Below are 23,796 nucleotides of genomic sequence, written 5' to 3' on the forward strand. Positions count from 1 at the left end.
GCTCGGAGCACGCGAGTCTGACAATCCAGCGTTTCAGTCTATTTCGCGGAGGCATGGATTTCCCGCCTCGCGCCCGGCCTGCTTGAGCCTTCGATCAGGGGAATTTGTATTGACGCGACTTCAGGTCCCGAGACGATAGCTCACGCCTGATCGGCGACCGCCGGACGGCCGGCATGCCGAGGCCAGTCAGCCTCGCCCCCGGCCGCGTCAGCCGGCTCGGGACGCGGCGACCGCCGCCTGCGGGTAACGGGCAGCCGCGCCAGCTTAAAGAAGCTGAAATACATCAGGAAAGAACCCATGATGTAGGGGTTGAGAATCTCGACCTCGACGAAGGAGCGGATCAGCAGCAGCACCATCACGCCGAAAAGGATCACCGAGTCCGCCTGCCATGCCTTGAAGATCACCGCCGAGACGTGGCCGTAGAGCGTGCGCAGCATGATCAGCGACACCAGCGTCGCTCCGACGAAGCCGAGTTCGACGAGGGCCTCGATGTAGGTGTTGTGGAAGTGAAAGCCGGTGCGGGTGGTGATGTAGAATTCGTTCCACAGCCGCTCGGCTTCAGCGAAGCCCTGCACCCAATAGGCGGCATAGCCGACGCCGAGAATCGGCGATTTCTGCACCGTGTTCCAGCCTTGCTCCCAAAGATAGGTTCGCCCGGTGAGCGTCGAATCCTTGCCGAAGAGGCCGAGGACGAAGTCCATCAGCCCGAGATTCAAGGCGACGAAGGCCGTCACGACCAGCAGGCCGGCGCCGATCAGGAAGATGACCCGGCGATAGCGGCGTGACAGAAGTTTGCTCATCGCAAGAAGCGCCACCAGCGCCAGAACCGCGGGTATCGAGGCCATCGAGGTGGCGGAATGCGAGGCGACCAGTACATAGGCCGACAGCAGCACGACGGGCACCGCCAGTATGAAGCTCAGCCGGCCGCGTCTGTAGAATGCAAGGAAGACAACGCAGAAATAGATGCCAAGCGAGCCGACAAAGCCGATCTGATTCTTGGAGGCGAAGGCGCCGACGAAGTTCACGGTGCCGTCGAGGACATCCTCGGAATAATTCCCGACCTTCACAGAATAGAGAAGGACGACGAATATCCCGACCAGCGCCCCTATGGTCAACGTGCGCACGCTGACGGTGCGCGCAGCTATGTAGGCGCAGGCAATATGGGAAAAATATTGGACCGACGTCCTTGCGGTGACGCCGGGAGCCTGCGACCAGAAAACCGAGAAGCAGACATAGGCCGCAAACAGCAGCGGCAGCCAGGCGCTGGACAGATGTCGCAAAAACCGCCGGTAGTCGACCAGGATGAGCGGAAGCCAGACCGCATAGTAGGCCAGGATCAGCACCTGGCCGAAAATGACCGAATAGGAAAACGCCCAGATCGAGACGACTACGGCAAAGGCGCCATAGACCGAATTCTTCTCGGGATCGATCAGCAGGGACTTTGGAATCTTCATCTCAGAGTCCCGCCGACACGACCCAGGGCCGGCAAGCCATGAGCCGGCCGGAATCTTCGCAAATATGGGCCTGCAATAAACGGCGTCTCCATTGTGCAGTGCAATATAACCTATTGCGCCCGGCGCTCAATGGCAAATCCGGTCACCTTGTCTTACAGCGAGGCATCTGCGGAGAGATCGGCTGGTTGCGCGTCCGAGACGCTACCAAAGCGCTCCGCCGGTGATCTGGATGTTCTCCATGGTGATGCCCTTGGCGAGATCCGAGCACAGGAATACCGCCAGAGCCGCAATCTCCTGCGGCTGCAGCATGCGCTGCTGCGGGTTGCCTTTGGCGATCTCGGCCATCGCTTCCTCAGCGGTGCGCCCCTTGCCTTCGCGCTCGACGACCTGCGCCACATTGCGGCGCATCAGTTCGGTCTCGACCCAGGTCGGGCTGATCATGACACAGGTGACGCCATGCGCTGCCCCTTCCAGCGCCACGCAGCGTGTGAGGCCGAGAAGGCCGGCCTTGGACGCGCAGTAGGCTGGGTTGTCCTTCCAGCCGACCGAGGCGGCGGTTGAGCCGATGTTGACGATGCGGCCCCAGCCGCGTTCGATCATGCCCGGCAGTACCGCACGCGTGACGCGGAAGGCGCCCGTCAGGTTGGTATCGACGATCTTGTCCCATAACGCATCGGGATGACCGCAGACCGGCTGCTCCGCGGTCGTCCCAGCGGCATTGACCAGGATGTCGGCGGGGCCGATTGCCGCCTCGGCGTCAGCCGCGAACCGATTGGTGACGTCGCTGTCGCGCACGTCGAGATGAGCGGCGTGAACCCTCGTTCCGTGGGCGGCAAGGGCCGCATGCACGCGCTCGATTTCGTCCGCGCCGGGATAGTAAGCGGCGTCGGACCTGTCGGCGCCGGACGGCGCGATGTAGGAGCCGACGGCGACATTGGCGCCGGCTTCAGCCAAAGCCGTGGCAATGGCAAAGCCCATGCCCGAGAAACCGCCGGTGACGATGGCACTGCGGCCGGAAAGGTTCTTCATGGCGCACGGTCTCCGCTGCGTTCCGGACAGGCAATCAGGCCTGACCGGATTTGGCAATCACACCGGCGCAAGCGGTTTGCCCAGCCATTCGCGATAGAAGCCTTCGAGGTCGGGCTCGAAATCGTGGACTATGGGATAACCAGGTGCCGCCGCTTCCACCTCGTGCAGCGTGCCGCACTCAGGACAGATGAACTCGCGGATTTCCATCCATTCGGGATCGGGGAGATCACTGTTGGGATAGATTTCGCGCAGCGCCTCCTCGGTGTTGCGCACGTTGATCGCAGCCTTGAGCTTCCAGTTCTTGCGATAGTCGCCGAAGGAGTGGCCGCATTCGCAGCGGGTTATCCGCTCATCGCCGCTCTGGCAGATGAACAGATGGTCCGAGACCGGCAGCAGGATCGGGTCCTTCCAGGCAACGCGATCCTGATAGACGGCAACCATCTTGAAGAAACGGTCATCGTCCTTGTAGGCACTCATGATCCGCCTTGTCTGTGGCCAGGGCAGCTTGCCTGCCGCCAGATCGCCCAGGACTTCCTTGCTGTACGAGGTCATGGTTTTGCTCCCGGCATGAAGATCGATCTGGCATCGACGTTCCAGAACTCGCTGAATTCGCTGGTGAAGCGCGGCGACAGCTTGATCGCGCTGGCGTACATTTTCTTCACCTCGGGGGCGAAATCGGCCTTTTTGACGCGGCCGCGCTCCTTGGCGATCCAATCCGCCACCGGTACTGCTTTCGCCAGACGCTGCTTGCGCATGGCGGCGCGGCGCTCGACCGTGGCGTCGATATCGGCGATGGGATAACCGTCCTCATCGTCCTTCAGCACGATGCCGAACACCTGGTCCGCCGCTTGCCGGGTGAGAAAGCCGTTCTCGACATCCCAGGCCGTCTTGATCGGATCGCGCTCCAGAACGTCGCCGTAACCGCCGCCGCCATTGTAGGAATGGCTGAAGATGTCGCCGGACTTGTGCGGCGAGGTGATGTAGGGGCCCTCGACCACGACATGGTCGCCACCGATGTTCCGCTCGTAGTCGGAGACATGCGGATCGATGCCGGGCGCATGCGCCAGCGGTTCGCCTTTTGCGGCGAGTTCGTGAATGTCTGAGTTGCGCACCGCGCGATGCTTCTGGCAGGTCGGCGCCGGATAGCCGCCGCACATGCCGGCGTTGTCGAACACACGCGAGGAGTGCTCGGAGGTGTGGAGCCGCAGATGCGAGGTCTTGTTGATCAGCCAGGTCGAGACGAAGGAACAGCCGCCGCGATATTTGCCGGCACCGCCGGAATTCGGCACGATCGAGCGGCCGATATAGACCATCGGCATCGACTGTTCCCAGACCTCGATGTTGCCCATGTCGGATTCCGGGTTCCAGCCGACATAGGCGGTGTCGAGACCATCCTTGATGGCGAGCGCGCCGGAGCCGGCGGCGGCGCATTCAAAATGGGCCATGCCGAACGGCGTGCCGTACTGGCTCTCGCCACCCATTTCGATCATAGGACTGTTGACCTGGCCGACAAAGGCCTCCTCGACGAAGCCGCGGGCGATGAAGCCGCGCGACAGCAGGCGCTGGAAGACGCCATAGGCTGGCAGCAGCAGCGCCCACGAGGTGGCGGTCGCCACCATCTCGTTGTCGGGGTTGGTCCAGGTCCCGTGCGGCAGTTTCAGTTCGGTTGCCATCCAGGCGCCGTCATTGACCAGCCCTTCGAAATTCATGTGCTGGGTCAGCGTCACGAACATGCCGCCATCCATGCCGGCCGGCGTGCAGTTCATCGAATGGTAGCCCCAGGGCTGCGTGCCCTCGAAGTCCATGGTGATCTTGCCGTCGGTGGTGATCTCCATCTCGATCGGGATATTATAGAGCCAGTCGGGATCGCCGAGCAGCTGGAAGCCGGGCTTTCCCGCCGTGACATGGCCGTAAAAAGTGTGGCCGCGATAGATGCCGGGCACGGTAAGCTGGCGGGCGCGGGCGAGCTGGGCGCGGCGGCCTTCCTCGATGAACTCCTTCGAGACCTTCATCCAGTAGTCTAGGCCGATCTCCGAGATCAGCTGCTTGACGCTTTCGCGCATGTCGATGCAGGAGGCGACCTTGGCCTTTTCGTCCAGCACCCAGTAGATCGGCATGCGCAGATTACGTTCGCAGCGGATGACGTAGTCGCGGCGGATCTCGTCATTCTCGCCGATCTTCTCGGCGCAGACGAACAGGCCTTCGGTGAAGCGCTCCTGCGCGAGACACACGTCACCGCCCGGCGTGATGCCGCCGGCTTCCAGCTCGTGGCAGACAGCGCCGGCCCAGCCGACCAGCGTGCCTTCATGGAAGATCGGCACGACGTCCATGACGTCGGGCACCTGCACGGTGCCTATGAAGGCATCGTTGTTGGCGAAGATGTCGCCTTCGCGGATGCGAGGGTTGTCCTCGTAGCCGTTTTTGATCATCCATTTGATGAAGCGGCTCATCGTATGGACATGCACCATGATGCCGTTGGAGAGCGCAATGGCGTCGCCCTCGGGCGTGTAGATGGCGACCACCATTTCGCCGACCTCGCGCACGCCGGGCGAGGCCGAGATGCGGCGGGCCATTTCGCGGGCCGAGACGCAATAGGCGCGCAGCTTGGTGTGCAGCGTCTCGAATTTCAGCGGATCCTGGTTGCGCAGCGTCAGTTCGGTGATGCCGTCATAGCAGCCGGTTTCCTCCATCAGCTGCTCGGAATCGAGCAGTCTTTCGCGGAGGCGCAGGGCCGAGGCAGGTTTATCCAACATGGCGGTCGCCCTCTCAAGCGTGGGTGTAGTGCAGCAGCGTCCATTCATCGACATGGACGCGGTCCTGCGGATGAACGACGAGCGTGGTGGCGGGATGTTCGATGATGGCCGGGCCGATGACTTCATGGCCGGGCTGCAAAAGGTCCATCTCGTAGAGATTGGCCTTGTGCCAGCGCCCACCGATATACGCCTCGCGCACACCCTTGTGGGCGGAAGCAGGATTGGAAGCGCCGAGGGGTCGCTTGAGCAGCACCGGCTTGACCTTGTCAGCGGTGGCGATCAGCCCGAGTTCGGTGATGGTGAAGCCGGCTTCGCCATAGCGCGACACGCGATGGTTGACCTTGGCATAGACCGCCTCGAACTCGTCGAGAACCCTGCGCATCTCGTCGGCCGAATCGACCTTGGCAAGCGGCGCCATGACCTCGACGTCCTCGAGCTGGCCGGTGTAGCGCATCATCAGGAACGGCACGGTCCTGATCTTCTCCCTGGCATGGCCGTCGGCGATCATCTCGTCGACCGCGGCCCTGGTCAGGTCGTCCCAGACAGTGGTGACCTTGGCGCCGAAGGCGGCCAGCGTAGCCTCGTCGGGGCGTGACGGGATGTCGTGCTGCGTCGAGACGGAATGACGCCGCATGAAATCGGCCGTGGTGCAGCCGAAGGCGGAGAAGGCGGCCGCGAACTGGAAGGTGATGATGTCCTTGAAGCCGATGCCCCTGGAGCAGCCGGCCAGATGCAACGGGCCGGAGCCGCCATAGGACAGCAGCGTGAACTCAGAGGGGTGGATGCCTTGACCCGAGATGACCCGGCGCAACGCGTTGTTGGCGTCGGACTCCAACATGTCGATCATGCCTTCGGCGGCTTCCTCCAGCCCGACGCCAAGGATGTCGGAGCATTTCTCCTGGAAGGCGCGGCGGGCCTTTTCGACCTGCAGCACGACCTTGCCGCCAAGGAAATAGTGCGGGTTCAGCCGGCCGAGAATGGCGTCGCAATCGGCGATGGTCGGTTCGGTGCCGCCCCTGGCGAAGCAGATCGGACCCGGATCGGCGCCCGCACTTTCAGGCCCGAGCGAAACTTTCTTGGTCAGCGGGTCGACCTTGAGGATCATGCCGGCGCCGGCGCCGATCGTGTCGAGATGCAACGTCGGCACGTTGAGCTTGAAACGGTCCATCAGCGGCTCGTTCTCGATCCGGGTCTGGCCGCGCGTGATGACGCCCATGTCGAAGGAGGTGCCGCCCATATCCGAGCAGATCAGTGAGTCGTTGCCGATCAGCTTGCCGACATAGGCAGCGCCCAGAATGCCGCCGATCGGGCCGGAGATCATGGTTTCATGCAGGCGCGGATGGTTGATCGAGGTCAGGCCGCCGAAGGAGAGCAGCGTCTGCACGCCATACTTGAAGCCGTATTTCTTCGAGACGTCCTCGATACCCCTAAGTTGCTTGCGGCCACGCGAAGTCGCGTAGGCCTCGATCAGCACCGAGTTCAGCCGTGACTGCTCACGGATGACCGGACGAACCTCGTGGCTGGTGTAGACGATGATGTCAGCGCCGGCCTCCTCCACCTCTTCGCGGCAAATCTCGGCGATGCGCTTCTCGTGCACGGGATTGACGTGCGAGAAGATGGTCATGATGCAGATCGCTTCGACCTTGTCGGCGATCAGTTTTTTGGCGGCGATGGAGACCTCGTGTTCGTAGAGCGGCAGCACGATGTCGCCGAACTGGTCGATTCGCTCGGTGACGCCATGCGTGCGGCGGCGCGGCACCAGCGGATCGGGGTGATGATGGGTGACCGCATGCAGCCGGTCGGCGTAGGAATAGTCGGCCCAGGCCTGCAGCCCTCGGCCCATCAGGATCATGTCCTCGAGGCCCTTGGTGGTGATCAGGCCGAGCCTGCGGCCGGTGCGCGACAACAGTGTGTTGAGCATGCCGGTGCCGGAATAGAGCACGACGTTGACGCCGGAAAACAATGATTCCAGCGAGATGCCCCAGGCATCCGCCGCGTCCTCAGCAGACGCGAGGAAGCCCTCGGCTTCGTTCTTCGGCGTGGTCGCCGACTTGCCGATCTTGAAGTGGCCGTCCTGATCGACAAGGATCGTGTCGGTCATGGTGCCGCCGGCGTCGATACCGATGACGATTGGATTGCCGACGATGGGGGCGGTGAGATTGGGTTGGGTCACGGTCGCCTCGGGATCTGGTCTAGGTTGACGCTAGGCTAGATTCGACAGGCGGCTTCGCGCCATATGCCTAAAGACATAATGACGGCTGGGCTGACATCGCCGAGAAAAGGGCATGCGCATGGACAATATCTGGGGGCCGCTCGCCAAAGCGATCGCCGCCACCGGCACCGACAGGCATGTCGACTGCCTGATTGACCTGATCGGCGCCGACATCGAGCACGACCTCGTCACGGTGACGCGCTATTCGGCGACGCAGACGCCGGAATTCGTCAAGCACCGGCGCTTCTCGGATGAAATGGTCCGGCGCTATCTCGACAACTACTACGTCTTCGACCCGTTCTATGCCTCGTGGCGGCGCGAGCGAAGGCTGGGCATCATGCCGCTGAAGCGGCTCGCCGACGACGAGGCCAAGCGCGGCCAGTACATTGCCGGCTTCCTGGCACAGTCGGAGATCTGCGACGAGGTCGGCATCATGCTGGCCGATGGCGGTGACTGGTGCCTCGGCATCTTCCTCGATCGCTCGACCGCTTCTTTCAAGGACAGCGAGATCGCCCTGCTGGACGAGCGGCTGCCGGTGTTCGAGGCGCTGCATGCGCTCGACATCAAGGCGCGCGGAACCGAATTCTCCCGCACATCGGCACCGACCAGCCCCGGCGCCTCGCCCCGGCAGGAGCCGACCATTCCGGCCAGCCTGTGGCCGGAGCTGTCGCTGCGCGAGCGGGAGCTGGTCCAGTTGATCCTCGCCGGCCACCCGACGGCGAACATCGCCGAGCGCCTCGGCATCACCGTCGGCACGGTCAAGAACCACCGCCGGCGTATCTACGAGAAGCTCGACATCACCACCGAGCGGGAATTGTTTTTGCAGTTCTTCCAGCATCTGGTCGACTGACAGCCGGGGTTCGGACAGCTAGGCGGTTTACGCTTTTTCCCGTTGCAGGTTAGAGCTCATCCTCCCAATTGGCGCCGCCATAGAACACACGGAAAATCACCACTTGGTCGGATTCCACGGTAAAGGTCACCGTTACACGGCGCTCAAAACCGACAACCCGAAGCCCCGGCCGCAGATCGTCACGGCGTGTTCCGCGCTCCGAGGCGTAGTCGAGACCCTGGCAGTAGGCTTCGATACGCTCGATATAGCGTATGGCCGTGACGTTGCCGGCGGCGATCTCGATGGTGTCGTATATCCATCTTAAGTCCGCTAGGGCTTCCGGCAACAGAACAATATGCCGGCGCTTCACACATCCCTCTTAAAGCGGGCGGCGTGGTGAGCGCGGATGTCGTCAAAAGCCTGGTTGGCTGGGATAACTCGGGAAGGGTCTGCCTTCCATCTGTCATAGGTCGGCACGACTTCCTCGCGCAGCCAACGCTCTACGGCCGCGTCGCGCTCTTGCAGGGCACGAAGCCCGGCGCGGATCACTTCACTGCTGGTCGCATAGGTTCCTGATTCAACGAGACGGTCGATGAAAGCAGCCTGCTCTGTTGGCAGGCTGAAGGTGCGCTTTTCGGTGGCAGCCATGATTTCTCCTATAATGTCGGTGTGATTATATCATACCAATATCAAATAGCGTTAGAAAATCTGTCGGGCGAAGAACCGACATGGGGCCTGCTAGCAGTCTCAAAATTCCTCTTGCGGAACCGCGCCGTCCCGGCTTAGTCTCTGCCTCGTCACAAAAATGAAATTTAATTCCATTTGTGTGCAAACCTTCTAGCCAGCATCGTGCCCCAGGAAAAATGAACGGCCTAATCGACTGAGAAAATATTTGATATATCATCTACCAGAACGGAAATAGCTGACATGGTCCAGCAGACATCGATCCAGCCATCGGCGCCCTGGTTGCGGCTAGAGGTTGACGATTCGGACTGGAACGACGCCGAGGTTTCGGGCCTGGTGCGCTGGTACCACCAGATGCTGCTCATCCGCCGTTTCGAGGAAAAAGTGCTCGATCTCGCCAATGCGGGGCTGGTGCATGGTCCGGCGCATGCCAGCATCGGCCAGGAGGCGACGGCGGTCGGCGCCATGTCCGTGCTCGGCACGGGTGAACGCATCAACGGCACCCACCGCGCCCATCACCAGGTGCTGGCCAAGCTTGTCAACGCGCAGACGCCCGGCGGATTCGACCCGCTGCATGACGCTTTCAACCCGGACATGCAGGGCTCGGTGCGCGGCCTGATGGCCGAGATCATGGGCCTCAAGTCAGGCTATTGCGGCGGCCGTGGCGGCTCGATGCATATGCGCGACGATAGCTCAGGGATTCCTGGCACCAGCGCCATCATCGGTGGCAACCTGCCGCATGCGGCAGGCTACGCGCTGGCCGACAAGCTGCTCGGAACCGGCAACATCTCGGTCGCCTTCTTCGGCGACGGTACGATGATGGCAGGGCCGGCCTACGAGGCAATGAACATTGCCGCGCTCTACCGGCTGCCGGTGATCTTTTTCGCCGAAAACAATCTCTATGCCGTCTCGACGCACATCAACGAGCAGACGCGCGAGACGCGGCTGGCCTCGCGCGGACCTATGCTCGGCTTTCGCGGCATCGAATGCGACGGCATGGATGTGGTGGCCGTCCACCATGCCATGCGCAAGGCGCGCCGGACGATCGAGGAAGACGGCGGCCCGGTGCTGGTCGAGGCGCTCTGCTACCGCTTCCTGCATCAGAGCGGCGCCCGCCCGGGCAGCGAATTCGGCTACCGCACGCGGGCCGAAGAGGACGCCTGGAAAGCGCGCGACCCGCTTGCCACCATGGCGGCTCGCCTGAAGACGATGGGCATCCTGAACGATTCGGACCTCGGCACACTCGACCAGCGCGTCATGGAGGTGGTCAACACCGCTGCCGATTCGCTGACCGAAATGAGCGGCAACGCGCTGCGCATTCCTGATCATCTGTGGCCGGACCCAAGCGACGTCGACAACCAGATCCGCGGCGATCTTTCCGAACTGAAGAGCGAGCGCTTCCTCGAGATCGAGGACGTGCCGCCGGCCGAGACCAAGCCGGTCAAATTCATGGTTGCCGCGTCCGAGGTCATCGCTCGCGCCATGGAGCAGGATCCGCGCATCATCATCATGGGCGAGGACGTGCACCGGCTGCGCGGCGGCGTTTCGGGCGCCACAAAAGGTGCGCTGGAACGCTGGCCGGAGCGCGTGCTGGCGATGCCGATCGCCGAGAACGGTTTTGTCGGGGTGGCGCTGGGTGCGGCGCTTTGCGGCTTGCGGCCGATCGTCGAGATCATGTTCGGCGACTTCTGCCTGGTTGCCGCCGACCAGCTGTTCAACGCGGTCAGCAAGGTGCGTCACATGTTCGGCGGCGGTTTTCCGGTGCCCATCGTGGTCAGGGTGCGCGTCTCGCCGCACACCGGCTACGGCTCGCAGCATTCGGGTGATCCGTCCGGCCTGTTCGCCCTGTTTCCCGGCTGGCGCATCGTCGCGCCGACGACGCCCTTCGACTATATCGGCCTGATGAATTCAGCGCTGAAATGCGACGATCCGGTCGTCGTCATCGAGCATGTCGAACTGTTCCCGAGCGAAGGCCCTGTGCCTGCGGACGACCGCGACTATTGCGTGCGGCTCGGCAAGGCGAAGATAGTCAGGCCGGGCAGCGCCTGCACACTGCTCACCAGCGCCAGCATGGTTGCCGTCGCCAGACAGGTGGTCGAGGAGACCGGCGCCGATGCCGAGATCATCGACCTGCGCAGCCTCGACCCGACCGGGCTCGACTGGCCGCTGGTGGAAGCCTCGATCCGCAAGACCAACCGAGTGGCCGTCATCGAGCAGGTGCAGCGTGGGCTATCGCTTGGCGGACGACTGACACAGGAGATTCAGGATCGCGTGTTCGATTATCTCGATCACGAGATCCTGCATGTGACGGGAAGCCTTTCTGCTCCCGTCGTATCGGCCCCGCTCAACCGCGCCGCACTGGGCGGCGCTGAAAAGCTCAAGGCCGCGCTTCAATCCCTCACTGGCGTGGGCGGATAGAGCGAACGCATTGCCACAAAGATCCGACAAGAAAATGGGAGAACTGACATGACCATCCTACCGAGAAGCAAGACCAGAGCGACGATGCTGGCAGCCGTGCTGCTGGCCACCAGCGCCTTCTGGGCACCGGCCACGTTCGCGCAGGACAGCAAGCCGCTGGTCATCGCACGCAACATCGACCTCAACTCGCTCGACCCGCACCGCGCCTTCTGCGACACCTGCCAGATCTACAATTCCAGCGTCTATGAATCCCTGCTGACGCTCGACAAGGACAACAAGCTGATCCCACTGCTCGCCTCGAAGTGGGAAGGCAATGCCGACCAGAGCAGCTTCACCTTCACACTCGACCCGGCCGCCAAATTCTCGGACGGTTCGCCGGTTGAAGCCAAGGACGTCAAATGGTCCTGGGAGCGGCTGAAGAACCTCAAGGGCAGCGCCTCGTTCCTGATGGACAATGTCGCCTCGATCGAGACCCCGGACGCGCATACGGTGGTCGTCAAGATGGTCGCGCCGAGCTCCGAATTCCTCAACATCGCGGCGGCGCCCTACGCAGCGGTCGTCAACAGCAAGGTTGCTTCCGAAGCCGGCGCCAAGGCCGATGCGGAAGCCTCGACGACAGACAATGCCGAGGCCTGGTTCCTGGCGCATTCGGCCGGCAGCGCGCCGTTCGTGCTGAAATCCTATGAGCCCAATTCGGAGCTGCGGCTGGCACGCAACGACAAATACTGGCGCACGGCGCCGGCGCTGAGCGAAGTCGTCATCCGCCAGACCAAGGATGCGGTGGCGCAGGCGCAGATGCTGCAGAGCGGCACCGCCGACATCGCCATGCAGATCGACCCGGACACGGCCAAGACGATGACCGGCAGCGACGTGAAGATCGAGACCGTGCCGTCCTACAACTTCATCTATGTGGCGCTGTCGCCCGGCGCCAAGGCCAACAAGGTTCCGCTGACGCCCGAAGTGCGTGAGGCCATCTCGCTCGGTCTCGACCGTCCGAGCATCCTGGATTTCACCATCGGCTCCGAAGGCCAGTTGATCAGCGCGCCGATCCCGCTCGGCTTCCCCGGCGGCTCGGGCTTCGAGGCGCAGCCCTATGACGTCGCCAAGGCAAAGGAACTTCTGGCCAAGGCCGGCCATGCCGACGGCTTCGAGATGGAAGCGGCGTTTCCCGGCATGAACGTCTACGGCGTCGATCTCTCGCTGTTGATGCAGAAGGTCCAGCAGGATCTGGCCAAGATCAACATCAAGCTCGATCTGCAGCCGATCCCCTTCGCCAACTGGCGCGAACGCGTCAATGGCGACGGCATCCCGATGACGGCGGTGTTCTACGCGCCGGACTATTACGGCACGTCGCAATACATCGATTATTTCGCCATGACCAAGGGCAGCCCGTGGGCGCGCCGCGCCGGCGCGGAGCGCGACCCGTCGGTACTCAATCCGAAGGAAGCGGATATCTACAAGGCAGCCCTTGCGGCAAGCGGCGACGAGGCCGCCAAGCTGTGGCATCAGGCCGGCGAGGAGATGATCAAGGACAGGATCATCCTGCCGTTGATCAGCCCGAACCTGATCCTGGCCTACAAGTCGGACGTCAAGGGCGTGCGTTACAGCGCCTGCTGCAACTTGCCGCTGGCGGAACTCAGCCACTGAGCGAAAAGATGCGGGAGGCGGCCAGCCGTCTCCCGCTTCTTCATTCTGGACGATCAGCAATCTTGTTCTTCCAGCACCAAAACCAATATATGATATATCAACGCGTGGAGACCTCGTTATGCCTTCCCTGATCAACTCCAAGGACCAGCTGCTGCGCGAGCGTGCGGCCTCGGTCATTCCGGGCGGCATGTGGGGACACATGGCGACGCGCTATCTCGGCTCCGCCTATCCGCAGTTCTTCGAGCGTGCCGACGGCTGCCGGGTCTGGGACGTCGATGGGCGCGAATACATCGACCTGATGTGCAGTTGGGGTCCCAACATCCTCGGCCACCATCACCAGGCCGTCGAAGAGGCAGCCGAGAAGCAACGTCGCCTGGGCGATGCGATGAACGGCCCGGGTGAAGTTCTGGTCGAGCTGGCGGAGTTGCTGGTCAAGACCGTCGCGCATGCCGACTGGGCAATGCTGCAGAAGAACGGCACCGACGCCACCACGGCCTGCGTGACGATCGCGCGCGCCGGCACCGGCCGACGCAAGGTGCTGGTCGCGCGTGGCTCTTATCACGGCGCCGTGCCGTGGTGCACGCCTTCGCTCGCCGGCGTCACCGCCGAAGACCGCGCCCATCTGATCCATTTCGACTACAATGACGTTGCCAGCCTGGAGGCAGCCGTCGAGCAGGCCGGGGATGATCTTGCGGCGGTCGTAGTGACCGCCTTCCGGCACGACATCGCCCGCGACCAGGAATTGCCGACCGCCGCCTTCGCCAGACGGGCGCGCGAACTCACCACCGCCGCCGATGCGGCGCTGATCGTCGATGATGTCAGGGCCGGGTTCCGCATCGACCTCGCCGGCAGCTGGGAGCCACTCGGCGTACGGCCGGACCTGTCCGCCTTCTCCAAGGCGATCGCCAATGGCTACCCGCTTGCCGCGATCACCGGCACCGACCGGTTCCGCGAGGCCGCGACCAAGGTCTATGTGACGGGTTCGTTCTGGTACGGCGCCGTCGCCATGGCCGCCGCGATCGCCACCATCAACACGCTGCGCGACACCGACGCGATTGCCCGCATGACTGAAGCCGGCGACAGGCTGCGCTCAGGCCTCGATGCGGCTGCCAGGAAGCATGGCCTGTCGCTTCGCCAGACCGGCCCGGTGTCGATGCCGATGGTGCTTTTCGATTGCGATGCCGAGTTCAAGCTGGCCAATGCCTTCTGCTCGGCCGCCTTGCGCGAAGGCGCCTATTTCCATCCCCGGCACAACATGTTCCTGAGCGCCGCGCACACCGCAAAAGACATAGATCTCGCCCTGCAGGCTGCCGATGCGGGCATGGCTGCCGCGGCGCAGGTGGCGTGACCGGCGCCGATGCGGTTCGGAGAAAAAGTTCGTTCAGCCGGCGGCCGACACCAGTCGGCCGTTCTGCGCCGCGCGGCGCAGTTCCTCGGGCGTGACCGCACCGTCGTTCAGCCGCTCGAGCACCTTGACCAACAGGCGGCCGCCTTCGATCATGTCCTGCTGAATGCCCTTGCGCACGCCGTTCTCGTCGCGCGCGCGCAGCGCGTCGAGGATGTCGAGATGCCGGTGGCGGCCGTCATAGGTCGGCCTCGCGTGCGGGTACTGATAGTTCACCAGCGGACCGTTGCGCAGCCAGATGCCCTCGATGATGGCCAGCAGCTCCGGCATTTGCGCCGCCTCGTAGATAGAGTGGTGGAATTCCCAATTGTCGCGGACGGCTTCGAACCAATGGCCATTGTCCTCGTTGGCAATCAGTTTCTCATGCACCGCAGCCAGACGGTCGATTTCGCGCGGCTCGATGCGCGTCGTTGCCGCGGCACCGGCCATGCCTTCGAGATGCAATCTTATGCTCCGCAGTTCCAGATATTGGGCCAGCGACAACTGGGCGACGGTGATCGAACGACCGGCCTCCATCTCCAGGCCTTTTTCGCGCACCAGCTGCATCAGTGCCTCGCGCACCGGCGTTTCGGAAACCTGAAGGCTGGCGGCGAGGTCGCGGATCTTGAAGCGATGGCCCGGCCAGAAACGGCCTTCCATCATGGCGCGGCGAAGCTCCTCGTAGACGCGCGTCGTCAGATTGTCGCGCGCGATCGGCGCGATAGAAGCAGTCACATCCGCTCTCCGTTCTTGCAGTGGCGCAGGCGTCGCCTGCGTCGCATGGGCTGTGTATATGATACCACGAATGGCCTGACCACCGACATGAGACAGGCAACTGTGAGATGGGCAGCCATGGTGCAGACGGATATGAGACGGGGCGCATGACCGCGACGCCTTCACTCCTGTTCGGCGCCATAGCCGACGATCTGACCGGCGGCACCGAGCTGGCGTCGATGCTGGTGGCGCGCGGCATTCCAACGGGATGCACGGTCGGACTGAGTGCGCCGATCCCACCAGGCAATCTTGCCCATGTGATCCTGCTCAAGACACGCGTCATCGCGGCCAGCGATGCGGTGCGCCAGGTTCTGGAGGCGGCGGACCGGCTGCTTGAAGCTGGTGCCCGGCAGATCTTCTTCAAATATTGCGCCACTTTCGATTCGACACCTGCCGGCAACATCGGTCCTTGCGCCGAGGCGCTGCTCGAGCGGCTTGGCGGCGGCGTCACGCTGTTCGCCCCGGCGCTGTGTGAGACCGGCCGCACCGTCTATCAGGGACACATGTTCGGCGGCGCCCAATTGCTGGGTGAATCGCCCAAGCGCTTCGATCCGCTGACGCCGATGACCGATTCCAATCTGGTTCGCGTGCTGCAGGCGCAGAGCAAGGGCAAGGTCGGGCTGGTGCCCTATCTCGTCGTCGATGCCGGGGCGGAGGCCATCCGCAACGCCATACGAGAGCACAGCGCGGGCGGCGAGACGCTGCTGATCACCGACACGATCCGCGAGCGCGACCTGGTTGCGACCGCGGAAGCGACCTTCGACCTGCCGCTGATGACCGGCAATTCCTCGGTCGCCGCGCATCTGCCGCCGGCCTGGCTCACGCATGGGCTGCTGAATTCAGGCGATCTCGTTGCCGCCAGCCTGCCGGCCGTCGAAGGGCCGGCAGCGGTGCTGGCCGGCAGCGTCGCCGACCGCACCATCGAACAGCTCGAGCGTTTTGCGCGCAACAATCCACTGCTGACGATCGACCTTGCCAGCGCCTTTGCCGGCGCCGATATCATGGCCGAAGCGCGTGCCTTTGCCGAGCGGCATTTGCCCGGTGCGATGATCGCCATTGCCACGACCGCGCCGCAAGCGACGGTCGAAGCGCTGCAGCAGGCGCACGGCCGCGATGTGGTGGCAGCAAGGGCGGAAGAGATCCTGGCCGGGATTGCACAGATTCTGGTGCGTGAACTCGGCGTCCGCCGGCTCGTCGTCGCCGGCGGCGAGACAGCCGGTTCGGTGGTCAAGGCGCTCGGCATCGACCGGATCGCCATGGGCGCCTATGAGGGCCCGGGACTGTCGCGCGCCATCGCCCACCTCCCCGACCTGCCATCCGATCCGCTGGCGCTGATGCTGAAATCGGGAAAGCTCGGCGGCCCGGATATTTTCGCCGACGTCCTGCAAGACATGACACGGGCGACCACCGTCGCGCCGGCGATCGATATATGGCCACCGGCAAAACCTGTCATGCGGCCAACCACAGGAAAGGCATCGTGATGGATACCGAGACTGCACGCGCCAGCCTGATCACCGCGACGCAGACGCTGGACGCTAGTGGGATGAATGTCGGCACCACCGGAAACATCAGCGTGCGCACGACAGCCGGCATGCTGATCACGCCGACGGGAATAGCCACGAGCGCCTTGCGGCCGGAGCAGATGGTGGCGATGCAGCTCGATGGAGCCTGGGACGGTGCGTTCAGGCCATCGAGCGAATGGGAAATGCACGCCGAGATCTACAAGGCCTTTCCCGAGGCCGGCGCCGTCGTCCATGCCCATCCCGACCATTGCGTGGCGCTATCATGCCTGCGCGAGGGACTGCCGCTGTTCCATTACATGGTCGCGGGTTTCGGTGGCGATGATGTGCGCTGTTCGGACTATGCGCTGTTCGCGTCAAGCGACCTGGCCAAGGTTGCCGTCGTCGCGCTCAAGGACAGGTCGGCCTGCCTGCTCGCCAATCATGGCATGATCGCTTTCGGCGGCGATCTCGACATGGCGCTCATCCGCACCATCAAGCTCGAAACCTTGGCGCGGCAATATCTGCTGGCGCGCAGCGCCGGCACGCCGGTGCTCATCGAGGGCAGCGAACTCGCCGCCATTCGCGGGCGCTACAAGAGCTACGGCCAGCAGAAATAACCGGCCGAGCAATTCCAGGAAAAGTGTGAAGCGGTTTTCCCGGGAAAACCGCATAGCGCTTTCCCTTGGGAATAGCGCCAAAACAAGGAACGGCTCTTCGCGCTCTTGAAGTAGAGAACCACTCAGTCGACCCCACAAATGCGACGAGGGCTGTCACGCTCCGTGAAAGATCAGGCGGGGATCGGTTCGGCGGCAGGCGCATAGACGCTGACAGCCCCAGTGCCGACCAACTGGTAGATGGTCTCGGCGCTGTAGCCGAGCACGTCGGCCAGCACGGCAGCTGTGTCCTGGCCCAGCATCGGTGGCGCGGTGAAGTCGGCGGTCAACTGCGCGGCAAGTCCCTGCGCCGGGCGCACCATGGCGACGGAACCGAGATGCGGATGCGGCAAGGTCTGAACGAGGCCACGTTCGCGCACATTGGGACTATCGAAGACTTCCGGTATCGATTTTACCGTGCCGGCCGGCACGCTGGCGGCGGCACAGGCCGACATCCAGTGATCACGCGGCTTGGTCTTGAAGACGGCGGTGAGGTGCGGGATCAGCGCCTCGCGGTTGGTGGCGCGCGCCCCTGCCTTGATGAAGCGCGCATCCCCAGCCAGATGTGGCAGATCAACGACCTTCTCGCACAGCGCCGCGAACTGGCGGTCATTGCCGACCGCCAGCGCAAAGCTGCCATCGGAGGCTTCGAATATCTGATAGGGAACGACCGTCGGATGGGCATTGCCGTATCGGGCGACCTCTCGGCCGGTGTTGAGATAACCGCTGCCGACATTGATCAGCAGGCTGAGCGCGCAGTCGATCAGCGACAGGTCGAGGAACTGCCCCTTGCCGGTCGTCGTTCGCTCGAAAAGCGCTGCCAGGATCGACTGCGTGGCGACCATGCCGCAGACGATGTCGGTGATGGCGACGCCGACACGCATCGGCTCGCCATTGCTCTCGCCAGTGATGGCCATCAGGCCGCTTTCGGCCTGCATGACGAAATCATAGCCGGGCCGTCCGGCATCGGGGCCGGTCTGGCCGTAACCGGAGATCGAGCAATAGATCAGCCGTGGGTTTGAGGCACTGAGCTCCTTGAAACCAACGCCAAGGCGATCGGCGGTGCCGGAGCGGAAATTCTCGACGACGATGTCGGCCTTCGCCGCCAGCTCGCGCACGATGGCCAGCCCCTGCGGGCTCTTCATGTCGAGCGCGATGCTCTGCTTGCCGCGATTGGCGCAGAGATAGTAGGTCGAGACACCCTTGTAGCTCGGCACCGACCACGCCCTGGTGTCATCGCCGCCGTCGATGTTCTCGATCTTCCAGACTTCGGCGCCGAGATCGGCCAAGCTCATCGTCGCCCACGGACCGGCCAGCACGCGCGAAAGATCGAGAACCTTGATGCCTTCGAGCGGCAGGCGCCCACGGCCCGCCGTGCTGGCATCGTCAGTTTGGGCTTCAGTCACGATAATATCCTTCGTGGGTACAGCAATCGTGAGGACCGGTCAGACAGCCTTTAAAGTGTTGACCGGCTCCGGGAAATGACAGGCGACCCGATGCGAACCGCCAGGCGGATCGAGCGGCGGTTCGACGGCAGCGCAGATCGCCTGCGCCTTGAAGCAGCGCGTGCGGAAGCGGCAGCCTGACGGCGGGTTGAGCGGGCTCGGCACGTCACCGGTCAGCACGATGCGCTCGCGCCTGCGCTCCTTCTCGGGATTGGCGAGCGGCACCGCCGACAGCAGCGCCTGCGTGTAGGGATGCAGCGCACTGGAATAGAGCTCGGCCGCGGGCGCGATCTCGACGATCTTGCCGAGATACATCACCGCGACCTGGTGCGAGATGTGGCGCACGACGGACAGATCATGGGCGATGAACAGATAGGAGGTGCCGAAGGATTGCTGAATATCCCTAAGCAAATTGAGCACGCCAGCCTGCACCGAAACGTCGAGCGCCGAAACCGGTTCGTCGAGGATCACCACTTGCGGGTTGAGGGCCAGCGCGCGGGCGATGACCACACGCTGGCGCTGGCCGCCGGACAGCTCGTGCGGATAGCGCTTGCCGTGATCGGGATTGAGCCGGACGAGTTCGAGCAGTTCGGCGACGCGCGCGCGGCGGTCGGCCGCCGACATGTCGCTCATGCGCAGCGGCTCGGCGATGTTGTCGGCGATGCGCATGCGCGGATGCAGCGACCCGTACGGATCCTGGAAGACCAGCTGGATGTAGCGCCGCATCAGGCGCATGTCTTCGTGATTGAGGGCGAGCAGGTTCTGGCCCCGGAACCAGCTTTCGCCGCTGGTCGGCTCGATCAGCCGCATCAGGCAGCGCCCGAGGATCGACTTGCCGCAACCGGATTCACCGACGAGGCCCAGCGTTTCGCCGGGGGCTACGTCGAACGAGACGTCAGCGACCGCACGGACATGGGCAACGGCACGGTCGAAGACGAGGCCGCCGCGAACCGGAAAGTCCTTGACGAGATGGCGTACCGAAAGCGCTGCCGCCGGCTTGGTTTCGACTTGAATTTGCTCCGCTGCGCTCATGGGCTCACGCTTCCATTGTCCAGGCTGGCCGCCACCAGCGCAGCGCTGTGGAAGGGCGGCAAGGTCGTCGCGAAATGGCAGGCCGAGAACCGGCCGCCAATATCGTGCAAAGGCGGATCCTCGGTCCGGCAGCGTGCCTCGGCATAGATGCAGCGCGGATGGAAGGCGCAGCCGCCCGGCAAGCGGCCAAGTGCGGGCGGCGAACCGTCGATCGAGAACAGCCGCTCGCGGCTTTCCTCGAGGTTGGGGATCGAGGCAATGAGGCCGCGCGTGTAGGGATGGCGCGGGTCGGCGAACAGCTCGGACACGCCAGCCTGTTCGACGACGCGGCCGGAATAGACGACCGCGACGCGGTCGGCATGACCGGCGACGACGCCGAGATCATGGGTAATCAGCACCAGGCCAAGGCCGAGCCGCTCCTGCAGCGAACGCAGCACCGACAGGATCTGCGCCTGCACCGTGACATCGAGCGCCGTGGTCGGTTCGTCGGCGATTAGCAAATCGGGATCGTTGGCGACGGCCATGGCTATGACCGCGCGCTGGCGCATGCCGCCGGAGAATTCATGCGGATACTGGTTCACCCGGCGCTCCGGCTGCGGGATCGCCACCAGATTGAGCAATTCCACCGCGCGCGCCATGGCCTGTTTGCGGGTGACGCGCTGATGCAGCCTGACCGCCTCGGCGATCTGGGCGCCGACAGTCATCACCGGGTTTAGCGAGGACAGCGGGTCCTGAAAAATCATGGCTATCCGCGCGCCCCTGATCTTGCGCATTTCGCGTGACGATTTGCCGACCAGTTCGTCGCCGTTGAAGCGGACCGAACCGGTGACCACCGCATTCTTCGACGTCAGGCCGAGCGCGGCGAGCATGCCAACGGACTTGCCCGAGCCGGACTCCCCGACAATGCCGACCACTTCGCCCTTGGCGACGTCGAGGTCGATGCCGCGCACCGCTTCGAACTGATCGCCTGCCCGTCGGAAGCCTACCCGCAGGCCGCGTATGGACAGCAGCGGCTCACCTCTGCCCGCCTTGTCGACTGCGCCCGGTGGCGCTGAAGATATCTGTGCGCTCATCGCTTAATCCGACCTTGGATCGAGAATGTCGCGCAAGCCGTCGCCGATGAAGTTGAAGCCGAGCACGATGGTGAGGATGGCGACGCCGGGACCGAAGGCGATCCACCATTGGTAGAAATGGACGGCGCCATCGGAGATCATCGACCCCCATTCAGGCGTCGGCGGCGTGGCGCCGAGCCCGATGAAGCTGAGCGACGCGGCAAGCAGCACGACCTGGCCGAGATCCATGGTCGCGCTGATCAGCACCGGGGTCCAGCAAAGCGGCAATATGTGCGTGAACAGCACGCGTCGAGGCCTGGCGCCGGCAGCGATCGCCGCCTCGACGTGCTCGCGCTCCTTCACCTCCAGCACCTGCGCCCGCATCAGCCGGGCGTAGACCGGCCACCAGACCAGCACCATGGCGATGGCGGCATTGCCGAGGCCGGGGCCGAGCGACGCCGCGACGGCCATGGCCAGCAGCATCGGCGGAAAGGACAGAGTGACGTCGACAAGCCGCATAATCGCCGCGCCGGTCAGGCCGCCGACGAAGCCGGAAATGGCGCCGAGCAGCGAGCCGATGATCACAGCGGAGACGACGACCAGTACCGCGATAGGCAGCGAATGCGCGGCCCCGTGCAGAGTGCGGGCCAGCACATCGCGCCCGAGTGCGTCGGTGCCCAGCCAGTGCGCCCAGCTCGGCGGCTGCAGCCGGCGCGCCACCATTTCGAGCGGATCGAACTGCACGACCAGATTGGCGAACACGGTCATGAACAGCCAAAACAGGATGACGATCGTGCCGATGACCAAAGGCGCGGTCAGCCATTCGGGAACCGTCGAGGAGCGGGACTTGGTGACGACGACTGCCATCAGCTTAATCTCACCCGCGGATTGGCCACGACATAGAGTATGTCGGTGATGAGGTTGGTGACCAGGAAGGCGAGGCCGCCAACGATGGTAACGCCGATGATTGCCGGGAAGTCGAGCGCGCGCGCCGCCTCGACGGCATAGGAACCCATGCCCGGCCAGGAGAAGATGGTCTCGGTCAGCACCGCGCCGGTGATCAGATAGGCGAAGGAGTAGCCGATGACGGTCAAGGTCGGCACCATGGTGTTGCGCAGCGCGTGGACAATGACGACGCGGAATTCGCTCGCCCCCTTGGCGCGCGCGGTGAGCACGAACTCGCGGCTCATCACATCCAGCATGTTGGCGCGCACCAGCCGCGATATGGTGCCCGAAACCGTCCAGCCGAGCACGAAGGCCGGCAGAAGCAGGTGCCAGAGCGCGTCCTTGAAGACGGTCCAGTCGCCAGCAAGAAGCGAATCGATGGTCAGGAAGCCCGTGATGCCGGGCGGCAATGCCAGGCGGGCATCGACCCTGCCCGGCCCCGGCAGCCAGTTCAGCATGACGGAGAAGATGAACAACAGGCCGAGCCCCGACCAGAACACCGGCAGCGAAGAGCCGAACAAGGCGAACAGCCGCGCGCCATGGTCAATCAGGCTGTTGCGGAAATAGGCGGCCAGCACACCAAGCACAATGCCGAGCGTGGTGCCGAAGATCATCGCAGCGCAAACCAGTTCGAGCGTTGCCGGCAAGCGGTAGAGAATGTCGGTGCCGACATTGCGCTTGGTGATGAACGAGGTGCCAAGATCGCCGCTCAGCAGATTACTGAGATATATCATATAGCGTTCCGGCAAAGGACGATCGAGACCCCAGCGCGCCTTGGCGGCGGCCACCACTTCGGGGTTGCTCATCTGCTGTTCGGCGACAATCGCGGTCAGCGGATCGCCCTTGGTCACCGTGGTGATCAGGAAGGCAATGGTGACGATGCCGAGCACCAGAAACGGCATGGCGATAAGCCGGCGCAAAATATAGCGAGACACGTGGCTACCTTCACAAGGAGGGGCTTCGTAAGATGGCACAAGGCGCTTGGAGATGCCATCGAGGGAAGCATATTGACAGTGGGTGAAAGCGCCTGTCAATATAAATGGAATTTAATTTCACTTTTGAGACAGCGCCGGCGACACCGGCCCGACAGGCGGACGACGACGCCAGAAAGACCTCAGCGTGCGCAAGCGAGCCACCAGGGACGAGACGGAGCTTGAAGTCGAAGGCGCGCAGCTTTCGTCGTCGCTGGTGCGCGGGCTCGGCATCCTGCGCGCTTTCCGCCCGGGCGATGCCTCACTCGGCAATCAGGACATCATTGCCCGCACCGGCCTGCCCAAGGCCACGGTTTCGCGCATCACCTATACGCTAAGCGCGCTCGGCTATCTCCTCTACGACAAGGACCTTGGCCGCTACAGCCTGGGACCAGCCACCGTGGCGCTGGGTTATTCGGCACTGAGTTCCAGTGCGGTTGTCCACGTCGCCCGGCCGCTGATGCAGCCGCTGGCCGATTTGACGGGGGCGGCGGTGGCGCTCGGCACCCGCGACAGCCTCAACATGGTCTATCTCGCCAACTGCCGGTCGGAGAGCCTTGTCACGCTGCGCCTCAACCCGGGCTCCTATCTGCCGATCTGGAAGACATCGATGGGGCTGGCCTATGCGGCGGCACTTTCATCCGAGGAGCGTGCCAGCCTTGTGGGGGCTTTGCAGGAGGCCGAGCCGGACAGGGCGGCGATGATCGCGGCGGCGATCGACGATGCGATCGCCCAGTATGCCGACAAGGGCTATGTGACGTCGTTCGGCGCCTGGCACAGCTACATCCATGCAGTCGGCGTGCCGTTCCGTCCGAGTGACGGCTCGCCGCTGGTTGCCATCACCTGCGGCGGCATCGGCGAGATCATCACGGAAGAGCGCGCGCATGCCGAGATCGGACCGGCGCTGGTGGCGATGGTGAAGGCGCTGGGCAGAGAGCTCGAGGGGAGTCCCGGGTAACGGGATTGGCCCAGACGATCGCACTCGCATGCCGGCTTGAACTTGCCTGATCGT

20 protein-coding genes are annotated in these 23,796 nt (G+C 63.7%); 7 read left to right on the top strand and 13 right to left on the bottom strand.

Annotated features, from left to right (window positions below):
* Positions 1–140: 140 nt before the first annotated feature.
* From NKK51_RS03260 to NKK51_RS03280, 5 genes are all read right to left on the bottom strand, one after another.
* Complete coding sequence (locus tag NKK51_RS03260) at positions 141–1,454, bottom strand: O-antigen ligase family protein (RefSeq protein ID WP_127289871.1); 1,314 nt, start codon at positions 1,452–1,454, stop codon at positions 141–143.
* 201 nt (positions 1,455–1,655) lie between these two features.
* A complete protein-coding gene (locus NKK51_RS03265; protein ID WP_352551158.1) occupies positions 1,656–2,483 on the bottom strand; it encodes an SDR family NAD(P)-dependent oxidoreductase in 828 nt (275 codons plus the stop codon).
* 57 nt (positions 2,484–2,540) lie between these two features.
* On the bottom strand, positions 2,541–3,035 hold the full coding sequence (locus NKK51_RS03270; RefSeq protein ID WP_352551160.1) for an acetone carboxylase subunit gamma: 495 nt from the start codon (positions 3,033–3,035) through the stop codon (positions 2,541–2,543).
* Positions 3,032–5,236, bottom strand: a complete 2,205-nt coding sequence (locus tag NKK51_RS03275; RefSeq protein ID WP_352551161.1) for a hydantoinase B/oxoprolinase family protein — start codon at positions 5,234–5,236, stop codon at positions 3,032–3,034. The genes NKK51_RS03270 and NKK51_RS03275 overlap by 4 nt, the downstream gene beginning before the upstream one ends.
* Positions 5,237–5,249: 13 nt before the next feature.
* The gene (locus NKK51_RS03280) at positions 5,250–7,409 is read right to left on the bottom strand and encodes a hydantoinase/oxoprolinase family protein (protein WP_352551162.1); all 2,160 of its coding nucleotides are present in this window, start codon (positions 7,407–7,409) and stop codon (positions 5,250–5,252) included.
* Between the two features lie 112 nt (positions 7,410–7,521).
* On the opposite strand from NKK51_RS03280, the gene NKK51_RS03285 reads away from it, so the two are divergent.
* Positions 7,522–8,298 (top strand): helix-turn-helix transcriptional regulator, encoded by a 777-nt coding sequence (locus tag NKK51_RS03285; protein ID WP_352551164.1) that lies wholly within the window; start codon positions 7,522–7,524, stop codon positions 8,296–8,298.
* A gap of 49 nt (positions 8,299–8,347) precedes the next feature.
* Here the strand turns inward: NKK51_RS03285 and NKK51_RS03290 are convergent, their stop codons facing one another.
* Positions 8,348–8,623 carry a type II toxin-antitoxin system RelE/ParE family toxin gene (locus NKK51_RS03290; protein WP_348625591.1) on the bottom strand — a complete coding sequence of 92 codons (276 nt, stop codon included), beginning with the start codon at positions 8,621–8,623 and terminating at the stop codon, positions 8,348–8,350.
* Between the two features lie 20 nt (positions 8,624–8,643).
* A complete protein-coding gene (locus NKK51_RS03295; RefSeq protein WP_023811572.1) occupies positions 8,644–8,925 on the bottom strand; it encodes a type II toxin-antitoxin system ParD family antitoxin in 282 nt (93 codons plus the stop codon).
* Positions 8,926–9,204: 279 nt separating this feature from the next.
* On the opposite strand from NKK51_RS03295, the gene NKK51_RS03300 reads away from it, so the two are divergent.
* From NKK51_RS03300 to NKK51_RS03310, 3 genes are all read left to right on the top strand, one after another.
* Positions 9,205–11,379, top strand: a complete 2,175-nt coding sequence (locus NKK51_RS03300; RefSeq protein WP_352551165.1) for an alpha-ketoacid dehydrogenase subunit alpha/beta — start codon at positions 9,205–9,207, stop codon at positions 11,377–11,379.
* Between the two features lie 84 nt (positions 11,380–11,463).
* Positions 11,464–13,026 carry an ABC transporter substrate-binding protein gene (locus NKK51_RS03305; protein ID WP_164892841.1) on the top strand — a complete coding sequence of 521 codons (1,563 nt, stop codon included), beginning with the start codon at positions 11,464–11,466 and terminating at the stop codon, positions 13,024–13,026.
* A gap of 118 nt (positions 13,027–13,144) precedes the next feature.
* Positions 13,145–14,374 (top strand): aminotransferase class III-fold pyridoxal phosphate-dependent enzyme, encoded by a 1,230-nt coding sequence (locus NKK51_RS03310; RefSeq protein ID WP_352551167.1) that lies wholly within the window; start codon positions 13,145–13,147, stop codon positions 14,372–14,374.
* Between the two features lie 33 nt (positions 14,375–14,407).
* Here NKK51_RS03310 and NKK51_RS03315 read toward each other — a convergent pair whose 3' ends face one another.
* Positions 14,408–15,145: a GntR family transcriptional regulator gene (locus NKK51_RS03315; RefSeq protein ID WP_027039784.1), complete on the bottom strand. Its 738-nt coding sequence runs from the start codon at positions 15,143–15,145 to the stop codon at positions 14,408–14,410.
* 146 nt (positions 15,146–15,291) lie between these two features.
* Here NKK51_RS03315 and otnK point away from each other — a divergent pair, with 146 nt between their 5' ends.
* Both otnK and NKK51_RS03325 read left to right on the top strand, forming a co-directional pair.
* Complete coding sequence (gene otnK / locus NKK51_RS03320; RefSeq protein ID WP_352551169.1) at positions 15,292–16,665, top strand: 3-oxo-tetronate kinase; 1,374 nt, start codon at positions 15,292–15,294, stop codon at positions 16,663–16,665.
* Entirely contained in the window at positions 16,665–17,303 is a 639-nt protein-coding gene (locus tag NKK51_RS03325; RefSeq protein ID WP_352551171.1) for a class II aldolase/adducin family protein, read from the top strand. The genes otnK and NKK51_RS03325 overlap by 1 nt, the downstream gene beginning before the upstream one ends.
* A 170-nt stretch (positions 17,304–17,473) precedes the next feature.
* Here the strand turns inward: NKK51_RS03325 and NKK51_RS03330 are convergent, their stop codons facing one another.
* Genes NKK51_RS03330 through NKK51_RS03350 form a run of 5 tightly spaced genes read right to left on the bottom strand, consistent with a single transcriptional unit; the run spans position 17,474 to position 22,748 of the window.
* A complete protein-coding gene (locus NKK51_RS03330) occupies positions 17,474–18,745 on the bottom strand; it encodes a CaiB/BaiF CoA transferase family protein (protein WP_352551173.1) in 1,272 nt (423 codons plus the stop codon).
* Positions 18,746–18,784: 39 nt separating this feature from the next.
* Complete coding sequence (locus NKK51_RS03335) at positions 18,785–19,816, bottom strand: ABC transporter ATP-binding protein (protein WP_352551175.1); 1,032 nt, start codon at positions 19,814–19,816, stop codon at positions 18,785–18,787.
* Complete coding sequence (locus NKK51_RS03340; protein WP_352551177.1) at positions 19,813–20,889, bottom strand: ABC transporter ATP-binding protein; 1,077 nt, start codon at positions 20,887–20,889, stop codon at positions 19,813–19,815. The genes NKK51_RS03335 and NKK51_RS03340 overlap by 4 nt, the downstream gene beginning before the upstream one ends.
* A 3-nt stretch (positions 20,890–20,892) precedes the next feature.
* Positions 20,893–21,735 carry an ABC transporter permease gene (locus NKK51_RS03345; RefSeq protein ID WP_502895274.1) on the bottom strand — a complete coding sequence of 281 codons (843 nt, stop codon included), beginning with the start codon at positions 21,733–21,735 and terminating at the stop codon, positions 20,893–20,895.
* Positions 21,735–22,748 carry an ABC transporter permease gene (locus tag NKK51_RS03350; RefSeq protein ID WP_352551179.1) on the bottom strand — a complete coding sequence of 338 codons (1,014 nt, stop codon included), beginning with the start codon at positions 22,746–22,748 and terminating at the stop codon, positions 21,735–21,737. The genes NKK51_RS03345 and NKK51_RS03350 overlap by 1 nt, the downstream gene beginning before the upstream one ends.
* Before the next feature lie 184 nt (positions 22,749–22,932).
* On the opposite strand from NKK51_RS03350, the gene NKK51_RS03355 reads away from it, so the two are divergent.
* Positions 22,933–23,742, top strand: coding sequence for an IclR family transcriptional regulator (locus NKK51_RS03355; protein ID WP_023811559.1), 810 nt, complete (start codon positions 22,933–22,935; stop codon positions 23,740–23,742).
* Positions 23,743–23,796: the final 54 nt, after the last annotated feature.

The sequence above is a fragment of the Mesorhizobium sp. M0011 genome (genome assembly GCF_040324155.1).
Taxonomy (GTDB): Bacteria; Pseudomonadota; Alphaproteobacteria; order Rhizobiales; family Rhizobiaceae; genus Mesorhizobium.